The following is a 19,073-nucleotide window of genomic DNA, read 5'->3' on the forward strand; positions in this document are numbered from 1 at the left end:
TAATGCTCCTCGCAGTTTGTTAATAAGAATGGCGAAGGTAGGGGAAAACGATAAAAATGTAACTGCCGCTCAGAAAATCGCCTGCCGGCTTTTGACCAGCTCTTCGTAGAGGTGCTGGATCAAACCATCTGCCAGACCGATCTTGGGCACATAGATATCTTTGATATTGGCCCAGCGCATGATGTTCACGTAGATCTGAAGGGCGGGAACGATCACGTCTGCACGGTCTTCACGCAGTTTGTAAAGCCTTTGCCTTTCCTGCACGGAGAAACTGCTGAATTCCTTGTAATAGTCCTTCAACATATCGAAGGAGAGGGGCTTGCCTTCCTTGCGTTTGGAGAGGGAGAAGATCTTGTTGATATTACCACCGGAACCGATACCGATGATGTCTTCCATATGTCCGCGTGTTTCGCGGCGCAGCGCGTCTTTCATATCGTCCCAATGCTTTTCTTCCACTTGTCGCTTGAGCAGGCGGATGGTGCCGATATTGAAACTCCTGCGGAATTTGAGTTTGCCTTCGGCGAAGAAAGACAGTTCAGTGCTGCCGCCCCCCACATCGATATAGAGATAGGTATGGTCTTTGTCCATATTCTCGGCCACATGGTTCTCATAGATGAGTGTGGCTTCGGTATCGCCGGTAATGATCTCGATATCGATCCCTGTTTCTTCCTTCACGCGGGCGAGGATCTCTGTGCCGTTATCGGCATCGCGCATAGCGGAAGTAGCGGCAGCCTTCAGATGATGCAGGCCCACGCCATAAGCATCCAGCAACAACTTGTAAGCCTTGATGGTGCTAAGGATCATCGATTCTTTTTCGGGGGAGATGGTCTTCTTTTCAAATACATCGAAACCGAGCCGGAGCGGTACCCGCACGAGGTTGATCTTCTGGAACTCAGGCTTGCCAGTGTCCGAATGGAATACATCGGAGATCAATAAACGCGCTGCATTACTTCCAATATCGATGGCCGCCAGTCTCATGGGTAATTAGGCATCCGATGCAGCAAGCGACTCCACCGGAGATGTATGCGCAGAATCTGCATGGATGATGGTTTTTTGATGTAAATATTGATAGGTCTCAACCTGGCTCCGGACTTTCTTCTGCTTTCTGTCGCGCACATACCGGTTGCTCAGTTCATTGTCCAAAATTCTGGCTTTTACATTATCCCGCAACTGAATTTCCAGTATATTTTTCAACACACGCCTGATCTTCTCGTCCAATATCGGGCAAGTGGCTTCCACACGGTGATCCAGGTTGCGCACCATCCAGTCGGCTGATGAAATATATACTTTTTCTTCGCCTCCATTGTGGAAAATAAATACTCTTGCATGTTCAAGATATTCGTCAACAATGCTGATTGCCTTCACAGGGACCTTGAATCTCTTGCTCTCGGAATACATACAGAAGATGCCGCGGATGATCAGGCGGATTTCCACACCGGCCCTTGCGGCATCATACAATTTATTGATCAGTTCCTCATCGGAAAGGGAGTTCATCTTGAGCGTGATGGAGGCATGTTTTTTGGAGCGCGCATTGCGGATCTCTCTATTGATGAGCTTGTATAATTCCTTTCTCAGGCTGGTAGGGCAGGGGATCAGGGTTTTGCAGGCTTTGAGGAATTTATCGCCTTCTTTGGGGTTCTCCAGGTAGTTGAAGATGCGGTTCACATCGGCCATGATGAAGCGGTCCGAAGTGAGCAGGCAGTGATCGCCGTACACATGTGATGTTTTCTCGTTGAGGTTGCCGGTGCTCACAAAGCCGTAGTGGATGGTATGGTTGTTCACGCGCTTCTTGATCATGAGCAATTTCGCGTGTACTTTCATGTTAGGTATACCAATCAGTACTTTCACGCCTTCTTCTTCCAGTCTTTCTTTCCATTCCAGGTTGGCTTCTTCATCAAAGCGGGCGCGGAGTTCCAGCATAACGGTCACCTGTTTGCCATTGCGCACGGCATTGATGAGGGCGTTGATCACTTTGGAATTGGAGGCGAGGCGGTATGCGGTGATCTTGATGGCCGTTACCTCCGGATCGATGGCGGCTTCACGCAACAGATCGATTACGGGATTGAAAGAATGATAAGGGAAATTAAGCATGATATCTTTCTCCAGCACCACATCGGTCACGCGCATGGTATGCTTCAACAGCTGGTGCTGGAAGGGTTTCTTCCGCGCGCTCTTTTTCTGGAACACATCGGGGAAGTCCATGAAGTGACGGAAATTATGGATACGCCCTCCGGGGATCATGCTTTCCTTGCGACTGAGATTGAGTTTGCGGATGAGGAAGTCCAGCAGTCCATCGTCCATTTCCTTATCGTATACGAAGCGAACGGGCTTGCCTTTGCGACGGTTGCGGAGCCCTTTCTCGATCTTCTGGATCATGGTGGTGCTCACGTCATTGTCGAGATCGATCTCTGCATCCTTCGTGATCTTGAATACCCAGGAACCGAAACGGTCGTAACCGAAATAAGAGAAGATGCTTTTGAGATTGAAACGGATCACATCTTCCAGTAAAATGATATGTTGTTCTCCTTCGGGCGAAGGCAGCTTGCAGAAGCGGCCCACAGATTTGGAAGGAACTTCGATAAGCGAGTATTTGCGGCGAAGACTTTGGTCGCGGCGACTGAGCACTACACCGAGATACAATGATTTCTCGCGCAGGTAGGGGAGCTGCGGAACGTTTTCCACCATGATGGGGATGATATTGGAGCGAACCTCTTCCTCGAAATAGGTCTGTACAAATTTCTGCTGCTCTTTGTTGAGCTGTTTTTCGTTCACGAGGAAGATCTTTTCTTTTTCCAGCTCGCGGCGAACACTTTCCCAGATGGTGTTGAAAGATTGTTGCTGTTCCAGCACAACCTGCTGGATCTCGTCCAGGATCTTTCCGGGCGCCTGTTCCAGGTGCATGTTCTTGAGCTTGCGGCCGAATTCGTTCATTCTTTTGAGGGTAGCTACGCGAACCCGGAAGAACTCGTCCATATTATTGGAGAAGATGCCGAGGAATTTGATCCTCTCCCGGAGAGGCACAGAGGGATCGGCGGCTTCCTGGAGCACACGGCCATTAAAGCTGAGCCAGCTGATATCTCTTGCGATTGTTTTACGTTTCATGCTGAGCATTGGGTCAGGCGGTTTTTGTCAAAGTTGGTGCGCCTGAAATCAACTTTAAATTAAGTAATTATTAATTATTCGCTTCAGAATCATGCAAGTAAGTTTCTGAAGGGGACAGGCAATCCGGGTGAAAATGGCGAGAATTCAGGAGTATTCGGCAAATGTACGTTGCAGCTGCGTCAATTTTGTGTATATTTGCGCCTTTGGCATTGGGAGTTAGGTGATTGAAAAGAGCGGTTTATCCACAATGTTGATAATCATTATTTGAAAAATCAGCATTTTCTTTTTGATAATTAATTGCATTTACCGACCTTTGCCGTCCCAAAATTTTTAAGTCATGGCAAGAGTATGTCAGGTGACAGGTAAAGTTCCGGTAACCGGAAATCGTGTATCACACTCAAATATCAAGACAAAGCGCCGGTTTTTACCAAACCTGCAGGTGAAACGCTATTACCTCGCCGAAGAAGAAAAATGGATTACTTTGAAGCTCTCTACTGAGGCTATCCGCACTATCAACAAGAATGGTCTGATGAGTGTGGTGAAAGAACTGAGAGCAAGAGGAGAGAAGATCTAATTAATTAGTCAAATTTTCAATGTTCATATATGGCAAAGAAAGGTAACAGGGTACAGGTGATTCTGGAATGTACCGAGCACAAGACCAGCGGTCAGCCCGGAACCAGCCGGTATATCACTACCAAGAATAAAAAGAACAATCCTGAGCGTATGGAGCTCAAGAAGTTCAACCCGATCCTGAAGAAGGTTACGGTTCACAAAGAGATTAAATAATATCTTCAATTAAATAATCATGGCAAAAGCAGCTTCCAAGAACGCGAAAGTGAAAGATGCCAAAGCATCTGCTGAAGCGAAGAACTATACCAAAGTGATCCGTGCTGTTCGCAGTCCAAAGACCGGCGCCTATACTTTTAAAGAGGCGATCGTTCACAAGGACAAGATCAAGGATTTCATGGCAAAAAAATAAGTGGATAGTAAGTACAATATTAAAAGCTGTTCTCCGGCGAGGACGGCTTTTTGTATTTTATATTTGCACAAATTCTGAGTATGGGATTTTTCGGAAAACTATTCGGTAAGAAGGAAAAAGAATCGCTCGACCAGGGGCTCCAAAAGACCAAGGAAGGCTTTCTTTCCAAGATCACCAAGGCGATAGCAGGCAAAAGTACTGTTGATGATGAAGTGCTCGATAACCTTGAAGAAGCGCTCGTAAGCGCGGATGTTGGCATCGACACCACCGTTCAGATCATCAGCCGCATTGAAAAACGCGTAGCAAAAGACAAATATCTTAATACCAGTGAGCTCAACGGGCTGCTGCAGCAGGAGATCGAAGCTGTACTGGTGGATGCCGACCAGGCTTCTTCCTACACCTTTGAATCGGAAATGCCTGCCAAACCCTATGTGATCCTGGTGGTAGGCGTGAATGGGGTGGGCAAGACCACTACCATCGGCAAACTCGCCTATAATTTCAAGAAGGCCGGAAAGTCTGTATTACTCGGCGCTGCCGATACCTTCCGTGCCGCTGCGGTTGATCAACTCACTATCTGGAGTGAACGCGTGGGCGTTCCTATCGTGAAACAGGCCATGGGATCAGATCCCGCTTCTGTTGCATTTGATACTGTTCAGAGCGGTGTGGCCAAAGGATCAGATGTGGTGATCATCGATACTGCAGGCCGCCTCCACAACAAGGCCCACCTGATGGACGAGCTCAGCAAGATCAAACGCGTAATCCAGAAACATATTCCAGAAGCGCCACATGAAGTGCTGCTGGTGCTGGACGGATCTACAGGTCAAAATGCGCTGGAACAGGCCAAACATTTCACCGCTGCCACAGATGTGACCGCACTCGCTATCACCAAGCTGGACGGCACTGCCAAAGGCGGCGTAGTACTGGCCATCGCCAACCAGTTCAAGATCCCGGTGAAATTCATCGGAGTGGGAGAGAAGATGGAAGACTTGCTGGTATTCGATAAACATGAGTTTGTTGACAGCCTGTTCAACCTGGATAAAAAGTAATCTTTCAATAATTTTTTTGCGGGGTCAGCCTTATCAGGTTGGCCCTTTTTGTTTTCGCTGCCGCCAGGGGCTGACCAAAAAGGGCGGAGAGTTGGCAGTCGCTCGCCTCTGGCGAGTGACTTATGTTTAGGCGCCTCTGGCGCCGCAGTGTTCGCCGGAGGCGAACAAATAGAAGTCACTCGCCAGAGGCGAGCGACTGCCACACTCTAACAGTGTAGCCTACACGCAATAATAAAGGAAGACCGGTAAATGCCGGTCTTCGATAGTGAGCCTTTTTAGCTCCTGGGTAACACCACATGATCGGTTTGGTAATTTCTTACCTTGAAATTATTTTGACGGGGGAAAATGATTGGTTGGGGGGAGTTGGCAAAAATACTTACGGGTGCCGGCCCCTGGTTGGATTTTTTATGGATAAATATTTTCCCGGTACATTTGCTGCTCATTCTATTCATATTACCGCAATTGCTTTATTATGGCTTACTGGTTGGTTAAATCGGAACCGTTCAAATACTCATGGGATCAGTTTGTTAAAGACAAAAAGACCTTCTGGGATGGAGTACGCAACTATGCCGCCCGCAATTTTCTCAGGGACATGAAAAAAGGGGACCTGGTATTTTTCTACCACAGTAATGAAGGACTGGAAATAGTGGGCATTGCCCGTGTATCCAAAGAATCCTACCAGGATCCCACCACCGATGAAGATGCATGGGTAGTGGTTGACCTGGAACCAGTAAAGCGTTTAATGAATCCCGTTAGCCTGAAACAGATCAAGGCCGAACCCCGGCTGGCCAACATGGCGCTCATCAAACTCAGTCGCCTTTCCGTTAGTCCAGTCACCCCGGCGGAATGGAAAGTGGTCCTTGAACTGGCAGGCGATAAGGGTTAAACCCATTTTAACAAGCTTACCGGGTTACTTGCTGCAGGTAGCTGGAATCAATTTGTGTAAAATCACTTACACAAGCATCTCAGTTATACCACCTTAAAAATTGCAGTATGAAAACCTTTCTTACCGTATCAGCGTTCGCGCTGGTACTGGCCTCTTCTTGCCGAAACGCATCCGAAAAAGCACCTGCTGACACCGTAATGTCCATTGCGCCGCAAAAAGCTGAAGTAGCAAACCTTGAGCTTTTTGATGCAGCATCAGACAGCATCGCAGAGCCTGCTCGCTTTGAGGAGAAACAGTCCGGCAATCAAAGCGATCAGCAACCCGGACAAAAACAAAAGCCTGCTACAGCTCCCGCGGCTTCGCGATCCGACTGGAACAAGAAGATCATCAAGAACGCCAGCCTGGAACTGGAAATAAAGAACTTCAGGGAATTTGAACGCCTGGTAAGCGCCATTACGGGTAAGTATGCCGGTTATATCGCCGAAGAGAACCAGGAAAGCTCCGATTATAAGTTGCAATCCCAGGTCAGCATCCGCGTGCCGGTAGATTTGTTTGAGCAGGCTGTGAATGAATTCACCGGTAATGCAGAAAAGATCCTTACAAAAAATATTACCAGTAAAGACGTCACCGGCGAAGTGGTGGATGTGCGCTCCAGGCTGGAAGCCAAGCGCCAGGCCCGTCTTCGCTACCTTGAGCTGATGAAGCAGGCAAAGAATATGGAAGAGGTTTTCCAGGTGCAGAAGGAAGTGGACGAGATCCAGGAAGAGATCGAAGCTGCTGCAGGCAGAATGGGCTACCTCAATCATTCATCAGCTTACAGCACCATCCAGCTTGTTTATTTCCAGATACTGGACCCTGACCTGGTAAATAACAACAACCATGAACCCTCTTTTGGGACCCGTGTGCTGGATGCATTCGGAGCCGGATTCAAATGGCTCGGAGATGTGATGGTGGCATTGATCACGCTATGGCCGATGCTCCTGGGAGTTGGACTGGTAGTGTATGCTGTGAAGAAGACTGTGAAACGAAATCGGGCCAAACCCGCTACCAGTAAGGTTGTAGAGCAGGCGGAAGCCTGATGGGGAAATAAACGCCACTGAATTTTCGTACATTGAAGCCTGATAACTCGAGCTTCATGGCAAAGAAAAAATTGGTGGTGCTGACAGGCGCCGGTATCAGCGCAGAGAGCGGATTGAAAACTTTCAGGGACAGTGATGGTCTCTGGGAGGGATATGATGTAACCGAAGTGGCCACGCCCCGGGCCTGGCGAAAGAATCCATCACTGGTGCTCGACTTCTACAATATGCGTCGCAAAAACGTGATGGATGCAAAACCCAATGCTGCGCATTTCGGCCTGGCCGATCTGCAGCATGATTTCGATGTTCAGATCATCACCCAAAACATTGACGACCTGCATGAACGTGCCGGCTCTGAAAAAATACTCCATCTTCATGGCGAGATCCTCAAAATGCGCAGCGTAGGTGATGAATCGCTGATCTATCCCATTACCGGCGATATCAGGATCGGCGACCTGGCTGAAGACGGCGAACAGCTTCGCCCGCATATCGTTTGGTTTGAAGAGCCTGTACCGATGATCGCTGAGGCTGTACCGTTAGTGAAGGCTGCCGATATTTTTGTAGTGGTAGGCACTTCGCTGGTTGTTTATCCTGCAGCAGGACTGGTGGACTTTGTTCAGCCAGGGGTCCCGAAATACATCGTTGATAAGAAGATCCCGGCAATGGAAGGGTTCTATGGCGTTCATCCAATTGAAATGCCGGCAACAACGGGCGTAGAGGAGTTGAAGCGGATACTGCGAGGGGGATAATACTTCCTGTGATTTGTTTGTTTGAGCGGGGTATAAAATGCCGGCTGGAAAACGAACCAGCGCTTGGGTGGCATTGATCAACTGTAGTAGGGAGGATAGGACAGGGGAATGCTGTTGAACTTTTTCGCTTACGTTTTCAAGGCCTACATTTTATACCCCGCTCAAACAATGGGCTGCGGAGATGTGCTGCAGTTTATTAGCAAGTTGCAAATTTCTATGCTTTTTTCAGGCTTCTTCCTCCTGGAAGGTGATACCATTTTGGTTCAATTCTTTCAGTACGGGTTCATAGATCTCCGGCAGGATAGGGATGTGAAGACCGGTGAGTTTTATTTCATCCAGCAGAATTAATTTGGCTGCAATGCCGAGTGGCAGTCCAACCGTTTTTGCCATGGCCGTGCGAAGCTGGTCTTCTCCTTTTACCAACAGACAACTTTTGATATGACGGAGTTGACCGTTGAGGAGATAGTCTATTTCGTGCAACATTACTATCATGTCTTTGTCGTGCGGGGCCAAAACCAATTTTTGTTCCAGGGCAAACTGCAGAACATCGGCGGCTGTGCAGAGACCTTTGTTGATAATGGTTGCTTCATCGTTCAGTCCGAGAAAATCGAGTTGCTGATAGAATGGATCTTCTTTGGAGAGAGCGGCAATCACATCTGAGGTATCCTGCTTCCTGAAATGTTCCCTGAAGAAGGCGGAAAGCGAGAGCCCATCTGTGTTGTACATCATTGTTTCATCAGTGAGATGTAACCAGATGATCTGCTTCCAGCCTGCATTGAAAGCAGGATAACGGAGCGTGGTGCGTAGAAAGGTGAGTGATTCTTCGAGCCCGTAAACAGGAATATAACTTAGTGAATCGCGGTTCGCATACCAGGCAAGTTCTCCCAGGCCTGGCGCATATACCGAATTGCTGACATTGAATAAAGCCGTGTAAGGGATTTCCACTTTTTCATTATTCTCTCTGTATACTGCGCCTGCCTTACCTGCCATTACCACGTTGCGCGGATTCCAGCTGATCTTGTAATGCCAGGGATTGTTATCGCTTTCGGGAGCAACCAATCCTCCGCAATGTGATCTGAACGAAGTGATGGCGCCGCCTTTGGCGCGGATGGAGCTGATCAGCTGCATCGCGCTCATATGATCGATGCCGGGATCGAGGCCCATCTCACAGAGAAAGAACAATCCTTTTGCATTGATCTCATCTTTCAGCGCTTCTATCTTTTCATCCACATAAGAGGCCGTGAGCAGGTTCTTACCATACTGAACACAATCCTTCGCCACGAGGTAATGCAGGAATGGCGGCAGCAGTGAAATCACGATATCGGCGGAGTAAACCAGTGCATGCCTTGCTTCGTTCTGCTCCACATTGATGGCAACCGCTTTCGCATGCGGCGCACCAGCCGTTTTTGAGCTGGCCAGTTCCAGGTTCCCATCCACAACAGTAAGCGTCCAACCATGCACACCGGTTTCCTTAATGAGGTAATCGATCAGGCATGTTGCTGACTTTCCTGCACCGAAGACGAGTATATGCTTCATTGGCACAAGATAATAAAAACGGTAATAGGGGAAAATGGAGGCAATCGCAGGAATGGCAGCTATTGTTGAAGCGGGAAATTGCAGTGCTGCCCTAAACAATTATTGGTGAAGTGTAATCACTCCGATATCGGTAGACTGACGGTCTTGTACCAGTACCTCCACATCCCGGTCCTGCAGCGGAGGTCTTGCATCGATACAGAGCTTCCAGGTACCCGGCCTGAGATTACAGGTGAAGGCGCCATTGTCTGAATAAATCCTTGTAGTGTCATTACCCTGAATGGCCCAGATGGTCTTGGCTCCATAGCTCGGCTGAATGCTACCGGTAACGGATGCGTGTTGCATGGCCCTGAAAGCATGCAAACTGGCTACCGCTATGATGATGGCAATAAGCGTGGCGAGAGTATTCTTCATGGCGTACGTGTTTTTATTTAGTGAAGAATAAACTATTCATTTATCAGCAAGTTACTGAAGGTCAGGATGTAGTGGGATGATTTTAATACCTTTTTAATTCAAACCAGGGTGTTCGGGTATTCTTCATCGTAATGAAGCAGGGTATAGCGTGAAGGAGTATACGCAATCAGAAACCTGCATGGGCGATGCCCAGCGCTCTTGAATTGATCTTCGTTACAACATAATCGATCGATACACCACGCGAAGTGCGTGGAGCTTCAAGTGTTTTTTGTGCACCGGCGCCAACATCGTTGAAGATAAGACGCTGCACTTTTACCACCCTGTTTTCAGGGCCGAGGTATTTTATCTCCAGTTCTATCTGGTCCAGCGGAAAAGAACTGGTATTGGAAACGGTGAAGTATAAATTGGAAATGCCTCCCAGCACGCCGGTGCGAAAAGGACTGGCGGCCACCTGCACCATCTGGAAGATCTTTTCACGGGCGGCGGTTATATCTGCTTCACGGACGGGCCTGGGCTCGTCCTTGCGTGTAACTACTGCCTGGGTGACCTTCATTTCATGCGGGTCTTTTTCCTGGAAGGTAACTGGTGCATCATGACTGTTTACGACAGGAGGGACCTGCTTATCTTTTACTGCCAGTTGCTGGCCGGGATCTTTTTCCTGGGTATGGCTTTCCTCAACCACGGTAGGCGTGCTTTCTTCTGCATATTCTTCAGAATTAGCGGGAGTAGTGGATTCACCTGCTACTTGCTCCGGATTTATCCCAGCCTGACGTTGGGCTTCTCTTTCCTGCAGGCGCTGCACCAGCTGGTCGAGCGCTTTCTGGTTCTCAATACTGCTCTTGCTATTTGTGAGCGCCATTCCGATGACGATACCGCCCAATAACAGGCAGGCAGCAACGATACTGCGCATCAGCAGCAACTGCTTCCTTCCTGACTGATTGCGCATAGGGATCACCGGAATGGTCTCTGCCTGCTCATGTTTATTGATGAGGGACGAGAAGTTGGCGGGTTGCTCAACAGTAGAATTAGCCGGTTGAGTATTTGATGTATTAGATTGCTGGTCCCATTGCTGAATGGCTTGCTGTGCTGTTTGCTTTTTGGAGGCAGCAGCAGCGGCCTGGACGGATTCAGCCAGTGCGGCGGCGCGCGCTTCCAGCGCTTTGGCGGCTTCCCGGGAAACACCTGCTTCTTCCTGTTTGCCGGATTCCAACTTTCCTTCGGCTTTCATTACCGGAAAGGCAGTTTCTTTTTTAGCCTGAACAGGTCCAGGCTTTACAGTTTCCTCAGCAGTTGCCTGCTGAGCTGTTTGCTTTTGCCTGAATCCGGCAGGCAGCGTTACATATACTTTTCCGCTACCGGTTTTCACCACCGGTTTGGAAACGGGTAGGGGTTGCTCCTGCTTGATGGGTTGTTGCTGTACTGAATGGACAGCATCCTGCTGGGCAGAACTGCTGCGTTTGTAGAACCTGTCGTACGGCTGTTCTTCCACCACCGGAGCGAAGGCTTTGAGTTCATCAATTTCACTGGGATACCGCCAGGCTGCGCTCCTGCCGTCGAGCCAAACGAGGTCGTAAGGCTTGAGTCCCTTCTTCACCAGTTCCTCTACAGTGTAAGGACCGGTCTGTTTATTATCGCGCAGTAATAAATACTTGTTCATAGATCACCGATAAGCGTGCAAAAATAGTTTTACCACAGGGGGATCATGGCGCAAAACGCTGACTGATGGCTTATTCCACAGCAGGGTAGGATCAATAAAGGATATTGGCGGGTATTGGAGATTTGTAAGGTAATTGCAAGTTAACAGTTGAGTAGGGTTAAACCAAAAACCAGGCCACCTAAATTATGAAAACGACGTTAAAAAGCGGGGCGGGATTCCGCCTTCAAAACCCATTGAAAATCTGCATAAGTTGCCTAAATCAGTGGATAAAATAGGAGGGCAAAAACAGGCTTTATTCCGCGGTTTTACGATGCAAATAAGGTAAATTTGCGCCTTCACGTTCCGCCTTCACGGCGGTAAAAAACACGGACCCAAAAATACAGGAAGCAAGTATGGAAGAGAATCTTATACCACAAGAAACGAATGACCAGAACCGGATCGTTCCTGTGAACATCGAGGAGCAGATGAAAACGGCTTATATCGATTACTCCATGAGCGTGATCGTAGGCCGTGCATTACCTGATGCGCGCGACGGTTTCAAACCCGTACACCGCCGCATCCTGTTTGCCATGAATGAACTGGGTGTGCATTACAACAAACCCCACAAGAAGTCCGCGCGTATAGTGGGTGAAGTGTTGGGTAAGTACCACCCGCACGGCGATAGTTCTGTTTACGATGCCATGGTGAGAATGGCCCAGGAATGGAGCATGCGTTACACACTGGTAGACGGTCAGGGTAACTTCGGTAGTCAGGATGGTGATCAGCCGGCTGCCATGCGTTATACCGAAGTGCGCCTGCAGCGTGCAGCAGAAAGCATGCTGATGGATATAGACAAAGACACTGTGGACTTCCAGCTCAACTTCGACGACTCGCTTGAAGAACCAACTGTATTGCCTACACGCTTACCCAACCTGCTCCTCAACGGATCAAGCGGTATCGCGGTAGGTATGGCCACCAACATGATGCCCCATAACCTTTCCGAGGTGATTGACGGCTGTGTGGCGTATATAGATAACCGTGAAATCACAGTGGATGAAATGATGCAGTACATCAAGGCTCCCGACTTCCCTACCGGTGGTATCATCTACGGTATGGAAGGCATCAAATCCGGTTACCATACCGGAAGGGGCAGGGTTGTACTCCGCGGACGTGTTCATGTAGACACCAAAGCCAGCGGCCGCGAACAGATCATCATCACTGAAGTGCCTTACCAGGTGAACCGTGACGCGCTCTGCGACCGCATCGGCCAACTGGTGAACGAGAAAGTACTGGAAGGCATCGCCCATATCAATAACGAATCCAACAACAAGGAAGGCACTCGTATTGTGGTAGACCTGAAAAGGGATGCCATCTCCAACGTGGTGATCAACCAGCTTTACAAATTCACCGAGCTGCAGACTTCCTACGGCATCAATAACGTAGCGCTTGTAAAAGGCCGCCCACGCACCCTGAGCGTTATTGAGCTCATCGCTGAGTTCATCGAGTTCCGCCATGAAGTGGTGGTCCGCCGTACCCAATACGATCTGAAGGAAGCGCAGAAGAAAGCGCATATCCTGCAGGGTTATCTCATCGCCCTGGACCACCTGGACGAAGTGATCGCCCTGATCCGCGCATCCGCTACACCGGAGATTGCGAAAGAGGGCCTCGTGAATGCTGGCTGGGGACTGGACGAGATCCAGGCCAAAGCCATCCTCGAATTACGTCTCCAGCGTTTGACAGGCATGGAACGTGAGAAGATCAAAGAAGAATATGATGAATTGATGAAGTTGATCAACTATCTCACAGAACTGCTTGGCAACGAAGGAATGAGGTACGATGTAATCAAGAATGAACTCATCGAGGTAAAAGATAAATTCGGTGACGAACGCAAAACCGAGATCACTTTCCTGGATGATGAAGTAAGTATCAAAGACCTGATCAAAGAAGAAGATGTGGTGATCACCATCTCACATCTCGGTTATATCAAACGTACACCCGCATCCGAATTCCGAGCACAACGCCGTGGCGGTCGTGGTGTACAGGGAGGTAAAACCCGCGAGGAAGATTATATCGAACACCTCTTCGTGGCCAGCACCCACCATACCATGCTTTTCTTCACGGAAAAGGGTAGGGTATACTGGCTCAACGTTTACCAGATCCCGGATGGTGAGAAAACCAGCAAGGGACGTGCGATACAGAACATGATCCAGATCGCTCCGGACGATAAGGTCCGCGCCATCATCGACGTAAAGGACTTCGCCGATAAGGATTATGTGAACGGTCATAATATCGTTCTTTGTACAAAGAAGGGTATTATCAAAAAGACAGCGCTGGAAGATTTCAGCCGTCCACGTCAAACAGGTGTGAATGCCATTACCATCAATGAAGGCGATGAATTGCTGGAAGCAAGACTGACAGACGGCAACAGCGAGATCATGATGGCTGTGAAGAGTGGAAGGGCCATCCGTTTCCCTGAAGAAAAAGTAAGGGCAACCGGCCGTGGCGCCATCGGTGTAACGGGTATCGAGGTAGATGATAATAACGATGAAGTAATTGGCATGATATGTGTCAACAGTGGAGATACCAGTCGTACTGTATTGGTAGTGAGTGAAAAAGGATACGGAAAAAGAACGCAGGTGGAAGAATATCGCGTTACCAACCGCGGAGGTAAAGGGGTGAAGACCATCAGTGTGACAGATAAGACCGGATCCCTGGTAGGAATTCTGGATGTGACTGAGAAGGAAGACCTCATGATCACCTGTAAGAGCGGTATCATTATCCGTATGCCGGTTGGCGGCATCAGCGAGCTGGGTCGCGCAACGCAAGGTGTGAAACTTATCCGCGTGGAAGATGGCGATGAAATTGCTGCCATCACCAGCCTGGACGAATCTGAAGAAGATGAAACACCTGTAACAGAAGGCGCAGAAGGTGTTGTTGCTGAAGGAACTGAAAGTACCGAAGTTTCCGGAGAAACAACAGGTGAAGCAGGTAATGATGATGGTGCTGCAACCGGAGAAGCCGCTGAAGCATCTGAAGAAGGACCAGACAATAACTAAAGCAGATAAAACCTCTTATACTATTAAATAAATAAGCAAACAATGAAAAAAGTATTGCTGTTAGCGTTGCTCGCCGCACCAGGGTTGGGTTTGTATGCGCAGAAGCTGGAAAAAGCGAAAGACTATCTGGGCAAGAAGAAGATCACCGAAGCAAAAACGGAGATCGATAACGTACTCACCGTAGAGAAGAACCAGAACAATCCTGAAGCCTGGTATACAAAAGCAAAAATATATGTTGCCGTTGCAGGTGATTCCGTACTCCGCAGCTCAGTGCCCGATGCACGCGAAGTAGCGTTCGAATCACTGAAAAAATATATGGCGATGGAAGAAACCCGTGAGAAGGATGCAGCCAAAAGGAACGTTCTCTTGACGCTGGATAACAGCCAACCATTGCTGGACCTGTATTCCGGTTATTCCTCTGCAGGTGCTACCTACTACAATGCAGGTAACTTCAATGAAGCGCTCTCAAACTTCAAGAAATGTCTCGGCATCTTCGAATTCATGAGCAGCAAGAACCTCACCACTCTGAAGCTGGATACTACTACAACACTGTATGCAGGCATCTCTGCAGAAAAAGCCAGCAAGCCCGATGAAGCTGCGGTTTATTATGGTATGATAGCAGATCAGAAAGCACAAGGTGAAGGTTTTGCGGAATTGTACAAATGGCTGGCAGACTACTATCGTCAAAAAAATGATGTAGAAAAAGCCAAACATTATTCACAACTCGGAAGGGAAGTATATCCCCAGGATTCTTTCTGGACTGGCTTTGAACTGGAACTGATGCGTGAAAAAGGCACCAAAGAAGAGCTCTTTAAAAAATATGACCAGGTACTGGCGGAGAATCCCAACAATCACCTGTTCCTCTTCAATTATGCAGTGGAAGTGTACCAGGCAGGTTACAACCAGGATGCTGCACTGCGTCCGGCCAATTCCAAAGAGCTGATCGCGAAAGCTACAGACCTGATCAAAAAATGCCTGGAGATCCAGCCTGATTATCCCAATGCCAATATGGTACTCGGACAAATCATCTACAACCAGGGCGTTGATATCAACAACGAGAACAAAGCTATCCGTCCACAGGGCGGAGTAAAACTCACTGCTGATCAGCTGAAAAAGAAAGAAGAGCTCCGTGCAGCCGTGGTTACCAAATTTGATGAAGCTGCTCCTTACTTTGAGAAGGTTGCCAACAAACTGGAAGCCGAAGGCAAACTGAAAATGGACGATAAAGACATTCTTAAGAACTCTCTCGATCTGCTGATCACTATCAACGAAGAGAAAGTTAGCCAACTGGAGCAAAAGAAGAATGCCGCTGAAGCTAAGAAGAATACAGCCGAGGTGAAAAACCTGGAAGCTGAAATCAAAAAACTGTCCGACAAAACTACCGACTACACCGAAAAATTCAATAACGTAGACCGGAAACACTAATAAGACATAGTGGTAAATTTTAATGAGGAAACCCCTGAAGTATCAGGGGTTTTTTCTATATTAGAGTTGTAACCCCGTTTATTTACCCAACAACCTTGCCATACCCAATGTCAGTGAATTCAAACGATCTGCTGCTGATTCTTTTTGTACTGGTAACTGTACCTTGTTTTTGTTATTGGATGGGCTACAGAAGTGGCGAGAAATCCGGTGAGTTAAAGGTTTACAAGAACCTGCAAGAAAAAGAAGATGCACAAGTAAGCCCTGAATAGGGTGCAGTCCTGATAAAATAATTGAAGGCTGAACGTGATAGGATCACGCTCAGCTTTTTTTGCTTTAATAAACTTTGATTTACTACCCTAAATTTGGTCATTTGAAGCTATTGAATTCAACAATATATTTAGGCATTGCATTTTTCTTCTTGAAAAATACACCTTTGGCAGCCCAATCATCGCCAAACTCACTGCGTACCATTCAAGATTATATACAAAAAGCCGATTCACTGTTCAATGCGGAAGAGTTTGAGCAAATGCGTCATTATGATTTGCTCTCGCTTAATATGGCACAACAGATAAATCAACCCGAATACCTGGGCAAAGCTTATTTTTTGCATGCAAAATATTTATCGGCTGTACAAAAATTCACTGACGCAAACCAGTTTTATCAAAAAGCTTTACAGGCATATTACATAAAGCAAAACAATGAAACTACTGCACTCATCTATAACGACTGGGGATTTTCATGCGGGGAAACGGGCGCATTGGATAAACAGGTTGAATATTATTTGCAGGCCATAAAAATTTATGAACAACTCAATCATACCGTTGGACTGGCGCAGACAATGAGCAATCTGTCAGCAGCTTACTTTCAATTGGAACAAGATGAAAAAGCATTCACCTACGCATTTAAGGCTTTACAAATACGGGAAAAGTCGGGAGCTCAAAGAGATTTAGCCATTTCTTATACCAACCTGGCCAATATGTATGCGCAAACGGACTCCATGCCGCTGGCAATAAAATATATTGACCTGGGCCTGGCAGCTGCCGAAAAAAGTAAGGACAAACAAAGATTGGCGCAGGTCTATATCACCAAATCACTATTACTGAACAGGGAAAAAAAGATCCAGGAAGCACTGGATTTAGAGCGGAAAGCCATTTCCCTTTACGAAGAAATGAAAAATTATGGTATAGCCGCTAACCGGTATATTGCTGCAGCTTTTTACAGCAATATGTTGGGCGACTCCGCCAATGCACTTCAATATTTTAATAAATCCATTGCGCTGGCATCTTCGCTACAAAATAAAGTGGTAATGAGAAACGGGTACAATTACTTATCCAACTTTTACCTCGAACACCATAATTACAAAGAAGCATTCGAGCAATATAAAAAATACATTTTGCTGAGAGACAGCATCGTTAACAGTGAAACGAATACCAGGATTGCAATGTTACAGGCAGGATTTGATCTGGAGAAAAAAGATTTTGAAATAAACCGGCTACAAATTCAGGAAAGAATAAGACAATTGGAAATTGAAAAGCAGAAAGCCGTCATCAAAGGAAACAAAATAGAGGCAGAACGAAAACAGGATGAAATTAATTTGCTGTTCAAAACAAAGGAACTGCAGGAAGAAAACCTGCTCCGGCAACAGAATGAATTGGAAAAGCAAAAACTGCTGACTGCCAATAATCAGCAAAAATTGATAATCGCTGAAAAAGAAAAAATCATTCAGCAAAAACAAATCAAGAACCAAAGCCTGATACGAAATTTACTGCTTGGACTTACCGCATTGATAATCCTGTTAGCCCTTTTGGGATTTAACAGGTATAAGCTAAAAAAGAAAATAGAACAACAGGCCTCCATTATCACCATGCGCAACAACATAAGTGAAAACCTGCATGACGATATAGGCTCTTCCCTAAGCAATATCAGCCTGCTCAATCAGCTGGCGCAAAACAATGCAGCCAACCAGGCAAAACTGGGTGAGTATTTGGAAAAAGCAGGGGAAGAGATACAATATGTAAACGAAAGTATCAGTGATATTGTATGGAACATCAATCCCCGTTACGACAATATCCAAAACCTGTTGGTGCGTATGAGAAGATATGCTGCCGATATGCTGGATGGTAAGAATATCGATTACCAAATCAACTTTCCTGAAGAAGCAAACCAGGTTTCCCTGAATATGGACAGACGGCGAAACTTTTACCTTTTCTACAAAGAAGCCATCAACAATTTGGTAAAACATGCCAATGCCCGTAATGTTACCGTACAATTACAAATAAACAGCAATCATGTAGAACTCGAAATTCAGGATGACGGCATTGGCTTTGATACCCAAAAACACAACACCGGAAATGGCATGACCACACTGCAAAACAGGGCAGCAGCTCTAAACGGACAAATAAGATTACTAAGTCAGCCAGGCAAAGGGACCCGCATCGATTTACTGTTTCCTGTTACCTGAAAAGGTAAGTTTTTTTCACTATACGATGCTTTATCTTCACAGAATGGCTTTTAATCTCATCATATACGACGACAATGATCGTCTGCGCCACACTTTGGAAGCGCTGCTGACCGAATCCTCGGGGTTTGTGGTAAAAGCTTCTTATAGTAACTGCAATGATGCCATTGAACAAATCAGGGAAAACTACCCGGAACTAATCATTATGGACGTTGATATGCCCGGCATTGGCGGCATCAACGGTGTAACTCTCATAAAAGAAGTGTACCCCGAAATCAAAATTGTGATGCACACTGTTTTTGAAGACGACGAAAAAATATTTGACAGCCTTTGTGCCGGCGCCGATGGATATTTACTGAAAAGTACAAATCCCCTGAAACTCGTTCAATCACTTCATGAACTGATGGAAGGGGGCGCCTCTATGAGTCCCTTTATTGCTCAAAGAGTATTGCATTTTTTCAGGGAAAGCAAGAAAATAAATCAACAGTTCAACCTCACTAAAAGGGAATTGGAAGTGCTTACCTGGTTAGTAAAAGGACATTCCTACAAAATGATAGGCAAACAGTGCCAGATTTCCAACGATACCGTTAAGAAACACCTGCAAAATACATATCATAAACTACACGTAAGCTGTGCCACCGAAGCTGTTGCCAAAGCCATAATGCACAAAATCATCCCCCTGGATTGAGATAGCGGCATTACCCAAATGGGGA

Annotated in this window: 16 protein-coding genes; 11 read left to right on the plus strand and 5 right to left on the minus strand. The window is 47.0% G+C overall.

The annotated features are described in order from the left end of the window. Nucleotides 1–69: 69 nt before the first annotated feature. Nucleotides 70–978 (minus strand): Ppx/GppA phosphatase family protein, encoded by a 909-nt coding sequence (locus tag D9Y29_RS03140; protein ID WP_127125001.1) that lies wholly within the window; start codon nucleotides 976–978, stop codon nucleotides 70–72. 6 nt (nucleotides 979–984) lie between these two features. Further along, nucleotides 985–3,102: a polyphosphate kinase 1 gene (ppk1, locus tag D9Y29_RS03145; RefSeq protein WP_127125002.1), complete on the minus strand. Its 2,118-nt coding sequence runs from the start codon at nucleotides 3,100–3,102 to the stop codon at nucleotides 985–987. A 337-nt stretch (nucleotides 3,103–3,439) separates the two neighbouring features. Here ppk1 and rpmB point away from each other — a divergent pair, with 337 nt between their 5' ends. The 7 genes from rpmB (at nucleotide 3,440) to D9Y29_RS03180 (ending at nucleotide 7,838) form a co-directional block, all read left to right on the plus strand. After that, the gene (gene rpmB / locus D9Y29_RS03150) at nucleotides 3,440–3,676 is read left to right on the plus strand and encodes a 50S ribosomal protein L28 (protein ID WP_127125003.1); all 237 of its coding nucleotides are present in this window, start codon (nucleotides 3,440–3,442) and stop codon (nucleotides 3,674–3,676) included. A 29-nt stretch (nucleotides 3,677–3,705) separates the two neighbouring features. Next, nucleotides 3,706–3,888: a 50S ribosomal protein L33 gene (rpmG, locus tag D9Y29_RS03155; RefSeq protein WP_127125004.1), complete on the plus strand. Its 183-nt coding sequence runs from the start codon at nucleotides 3,706–3,708 to the stop codon at nucleotides 3,886–3,888. A 19-nt stretch (nucleotides 3,889–3,907) separates the two neighbouring features. Then, nucleotides 3,908–4,081 (plus strand): DUF4295 family protein, encoded by a 174-nt coding sequence (locus tag D9Y29_RS03160; protein ID WP_127125005.1) that lies wholly within the window; start codon nucleotides 3,908–3,910, stop codon nucleotides 4,079–4,081. 80 nt (nucleotides 4,082–4,161) lie between these two features. Next, entirely contained in the window at nucleotides 4,162–5,127 is a 966-nt protein-coding gene (ftsY, locus tag D9Y29_RS03165; RefSeq protein WP_127125006.1) for a signal recognition particle-docking protein FtsY, read from the plus strand. Nucleotides 5,128–5,599: 472 nt separating this feature from the next. After that, nucleotides 5,600–6,013 (plus strand): EVE domain-containing protein, encoded by a 414-nt coding sequence (locus tag D9Y29_RS03170; RefSeq protein WP_127125007.1) that lies wholly within the window; start codon nucleotides 5,600–5,602, stop codon nucleotides 6,011–6,013. Between the two features lie 107 nt (nucleotides 6,014–6,120). After that, nucleotides 6,121–7,092 carry a DUF4349 domain-containing protein gene (locus D9Y29_RS03175; RefSeq protein WP_127125008.1) on the plus strand — a complete coding sequence of 324 codons (972 nt, stop codon included), beginning with the start codon at nucleotides 6,121–6,123 and terminating at the stop codon, nucleotides 7,090–7,092. Between the two features lie 56 nt (nucleotides 7,093–7,148). Further along, a complete protein-coding gene (locus D9Y29_RS03180; protein ID WP_127125009.1) occupies nucleotides 7,149–7,838 on the plus strand; it encodes an SIR2 family NAD-dependent protein deacylase in 690 nt (229 codons plus the stop codon). A 225-nt stretch (nucleotides 7,839–8,063) separates the two neighbouring features. On the opposite strand, the gene D9Y29_RS03185 is transcribed toward D9Y29_RS03180, so the two are convergent. The 3 genes from D9Y29_RS03185 to D9Y29_RS03195 all read right to left on the minus strand — a co-directional run bounded on the left by D9Y29_RS03185 (nucleotide 8,064) and on the right by D9Y29_RS03195 (nucleotide 11,442). Then, nucleotides 8,064–9,374: a saccharopine dehydrogenase C-terminal domain-containing protein gene (locus tag D9Y29_RS03185; protein WP_127125010.1), complete on the minus strand. Its 1,311-nt coding sequence runs from the start codon at nucleotides 9,372–9,374 to the stop codon at nucleotides 8,064–8,066. Nucleotides 9,375–9,473: 99 nt separating this feature from the next. Then, nucleotides 9,474–9,785 (minus strand): hypothetical protein, encoded by a 312-nt coding sequence (locus tag D9Y29_RS03190; protein WP_127125011.1) that lies wholly within the window; start codon nucleotides 9,783–9,785, stop codon nucleotides 9,474–9,476. Nucleotides 9,786–9,951: 166 nt separating this feature from the next. After that, nucleotides 9,952–11,442: a DUF4339 domain-containing protein gene (locus tag D9Y29_RS03195; protein ID WP_127125012.1), complete on the minus strand. Its 1,491-nt coding sequence runs from the start codon at nucleotides 11,440–11,442 to the stop codon at nucleotides 9,952–9,954. A gap of 392 nt (nucleotides 11,443–11,834) precedes the next feature. Here D9Y29_RS03195 and gyrA point away from each other — a divergent pair, with 392 nt between their 5' ends. From gyrA to D9Y29_RS03215, 4 genes are all read left to right on the plus strand, one after another. Beyond that, nucleotides 11,835–14,477, plus strand: a complete 2,643-nt coding sequence (gene gyrA / locus D9Y29_RS03200) for a DNA gyrase subunit A (RefSeq protein WP_127125013.1) — start codon at nucleotides 11,835–11,837, stop codon at nucleotides 14,475–14,477. Between the two features lie 42 nt (nucleotides 14,478–14,519). After that, nucleotides 14,520–15,902, plus strand: a complete 1,383-nt coding sequence (locus tag D9Y29_RS03205; RefSeq protein ID WP_127125014.1) for a tetratricopeptide repeat protein — start codon at nucleotides 14,520–14,522, stop codon at nucleotides 15,900–15,902. A 433-nt stretch (nucleotides 15,903–16,335) separates the two neighbouring features. Further along, nucleotides 16,336–18,363 carry an ATP-binding protein gene (locus D9Y29_RS03210; RefSeq protein ID WP_127125015.1) on the plus strand — a complete coding sequence of 676 codons (2,028 nt, stop codon included), beginning with the start codon at nucleotides 16,336–16,338 and terminating at the stop codon, nucleotides 18,361–18,363. Between the two features lie 43 nt (nucleotides 18,364–18,406). Beyond that, complete coding sequence (locus D9Y29_RS03215) at nucleotides 18,407–19,048, plus strand: response regulator (protein WP_241237840.1); 642 nt, start codon at nucleotides 18,407–18,409, stop codon at nucleotides 19,046–19,048. Nucleotides 19,049–19,073: the final 25 nt, after the last annotated feature.

The sequence above is a fragment of the Pseudoflavitalea rhizosphaerae genome (assembly GCF_003991355.1).
Taxonomy (GTDB): domain Bacteria; phylum Bacteroidota; class Bacteroidia; order Chitinophagales; family Chitinophagaceae; genus Pseudobacter; species Pseudobacter rhizosphaerae.

Coding starts and splice junctions, on each gene's coding strand:
- D9Y29_RS03195 (WP_127125012.1), bottom strand. CDS start 11,442: ATGAACAAGTATTTATTACTGCGCGATAATAAACAGACCGGTCCTTAC.
- D9Y29_RS03205 (WP_127125014.1), top strand. CDS start 14,520: ATGAAAAAAGTATTGCTGTTAGCGTTGCTCGCCGCACCAGGGTTGGGT.
- D9Y29_RS03170 (WP_127125007.1), top strand. CDS start 5,600: ATGGCTTACTGGTTGGTTAAATCGGAACCGTTCAAATACTCATGGGAT.
- D9Y29_RS03215 (WP_241237840.1), top strand. CDS start 18,407: ATGGCTTTTAATCTCATCATATACGACGACAATGATCGTCTGCGCCAC.
- D9Y29_RS03185 (WP_127125010.1), bottom strand. CDS start 9,374: ATGAAGCATATACTCGTCTTCGGTGCAGGAAAGTCAGCAACATGCCTG.
- D9Y29_RS03190 (WP_127125011.1), bottom strand. CDS start 9,785: ATGAAGAATACTCTCGCCACGCTTATTGCCATCATCATAGCGGTAGCC.
- gyrA (WP_127125013.1), top strand. CDS start 11,835: ATGGAAGAGAATCTTATACCACAAGAAACGAATGACCAGAACCGGATC.
- D9Y29_RS03160 (WP_127125005.1), top strand. CDS start 3,908: ATGGCAAAAGCAGCTTCCAAGAACGCGAAAGTGAAAGATGCCAAAGCA.
- rpmG (WP_127125004.1), top strand. CDS start 3,706: ATGGCAAAGAAAGGTAACAGGGTACAGGTGATTCTGGAATGTACCGAG.
- D9Y29_RS03175 (WP_127125008.1), top strand. CDS start 6,121: ATGAAAACCTTTCTTACCGTATCAGCGTTCGCGCTGGTACTGGCCTCT.
- ppk1 (WP_127125002.1), bottom strand. CDS start 3,102: ATGAAACGTAAAACAATCGCAAGAGATATCAGCTGGCTCAGCTTTAAT.
- ftsY (WP_127125006.1), top strand. CDS start 4,162: ATGGGATTTTTCGGAAAACTATTCGGTAAGAAGGAAAAAGAATCGCTC.
- rpmB (WP_127125003.1), top strand. CDS start 3,440: ATGGCAAGAGTATGTCAGGTGACAGGTAAAGTTCCGGTAACCGGAAAT.
- D9Y29_RS03140 (WP_127125001.1), bottom strand. CDS start 978: ATGAGACTGGCGGCCATCGATATTGGAAGTAATGCAGCGCGTTTATTG.
- D9Y29_RS03180 (WP_127125009.1), top strand. CDS start 7,149: ATGGCAAAGAAAAAATTGGTGGTGCTGACAGGCGCCGGTATCAGCGCA.